1 protein-coding gene is annotated in these 1,866 nt (G+C 65.1%); it reads right to left on the reverse strand.

Going from position 1 to position 1,866, the window contains the following annotated elements:
* Window positions 1–1,756, reverse strand: a 1,756-nt coding sequence (locus N866_RS18480) for an ATP-dependent nuclease (RefSeq protein WP_034229524.1), incomplete at its 3' end; no start/stop codon positions are given.
* Window positions 1,757–1,866 lie beyond the last annotated feature (110 nt).

Consider the following 1,866-nt stretch of genomic DNA (forward strand, 5'->3'; position numbering starts at 1 on the left):
CGTTCACCACGAACCGCGAAGACCCCACAATGGCGTCTTCGTCTGGTTGCTCGAGCTCTCCGGGGTCTGCCTGCTCGGCCCCGTAGGCTTCCGGATAGGCCGCAAGCATCATCAAGTCCAGGTCGACTGGGCCCGAGAAGAAGACTCCCCGCCGCTCCAGGTCCCGGATCGGGCCCTTCTCCTCCTTGAACCTCGGGTCGTCCCAGGATGGGAAGTCCTGATCGCCGTTCCACTTGGGTAGCCCGGAGATCTGCTCTTTGGTGTAGGTCCCGGGCAGAATAGCGTTTATCTGCCTGAGTGCGTTGCGAACCCGTCCCCAGCCGCCCTGGTATCGGCCGCTGTCTAGGTCGAGCAGGGTGGCGTGGGGGACCTGCAGCTCCGTAAGCAGGCGCCAGAAGTGATTGACATGGCGCCCACCTAGAGGCACGACGGCGACCGAGGCGTCATCCTCGGCGATCCCAGTGGCTGAGAGAATCCGTGGTAGGACGACCTGCTCGCTGGCTCCCTCACCTAGGATTACGAGGCGAGCGAAGTATAGTTCCGGGTACGCCTGGATCGCCTCCCTCACATACTTCGAGGCGGTCACGTCGTCGTCAGGAAGTTCGACTTGGAAGACACGGGTCACACGCCCGGGACCCAAGCGCAGGAAACGGATTGAGCAGGGGTCGACGCGGCGGAGCAGTGCGGGCGCATGCGTGGCGATAAGGGTCTGCACATCGCCGTAGGCGCATGCCTCGCGTAGTTGGCGGACGATGCGGCCGAGGTGCTGCGGTGAGAGGCTGTTCTCAGGCTCCTCGAGGGCGATGACCGTGTGTACGGGCGGTCGAAGGCGATCCGCGTCAACGGATGTCTCCTCGCCAGCCAGCACCTTCCGGGCCAGCGCCTGCCAGGCGAGGACGAGAGAAAGGTAAAGAAGCGACTTCTGGCCGTCGCTTAGGCGTTCGAACGGCAACGGTGAACCGTCGTGATTTGGGGCGAAGGTCACCGTGAGTTGGCGGAGCACCCCCTCGAACTCGCCGCGCCCGAAGGCGAGTGAGGGATCCTTCAGGAACGCGCCGCGGTGCAGCCCGTGCCACTCGTCGGTTAGCTTGTCTCCAATGCTGGCGACAGTCGGGTTGGCTACTAGCGCGGCCGTGATTTGGGCCGTGAGGTCGCTCATCACCTGACGCTCCGCCGCCCAGTCCGCTGCCCTGAGGGTGCGACCGATGAGCGATGCTGTCGTGTAGGCGATGTGGTCGGCAGGATCCCGCCGAGCTGGGAGGTAGTGGACCTCGATGTGCCCGCGGTCGTAGCGCGACATGTCGGCGCGACGAGTCGGTTCACCTGTCTCGTCGGTCTCGAGCACGTACTCGATGGCTTCGTCGACCACTCCGTCGGGCGCGAGCGTCGCGGTGAGGCGGACGCGTGTCCGGGGGGCTTCATCTGCCGCCCGAAGCTTCATGTGCGAGAAGTTCGGCGGGATCGAGGCGTGCTGCTTGTCGTCCCCCGCCTCCGGCAGCTCGATGTCGACCTCTAGCCACAACACCGGGTCGTCGGTGCGTGCCTCATCGGGTTCACCGGCCGGCACGTGGAAGTCTTCGGGATGGACCCTCCGCTGTGCCGGGACGGGACTGAACATGCGCGAGAGCGCCTGGAGGACGGCCGTCTTCCCCGAGCCATTGGGACCGAGCACGTAGGTCAGGGCCTCAAGATCGATCTCAGTCGGGTCTGGACCGAACGACTGGAAGTTGCAGAGCCGCAGTGTCGTGATCCTCACTGTTGTCCGCCCGCCTTCCCCCATGATCTCGGCGACGATGACGTGCCCCCGAACACCGTCGAGCAGTTGCCCGCAGCCGCCAGAATGTGTCGCGCGTCAGACTTAGTGGC

Origin of the sequence: Actinotalea ferrariae CF5-4 (assembly GCF_000603945.1) — a bacterium.
Lineage (GTDB): Bacteria > Actinomycetota > Actinomycetes > Actinomycetales > Cellulomonadaceae > Actinotalea > Actinotalea ferrariae.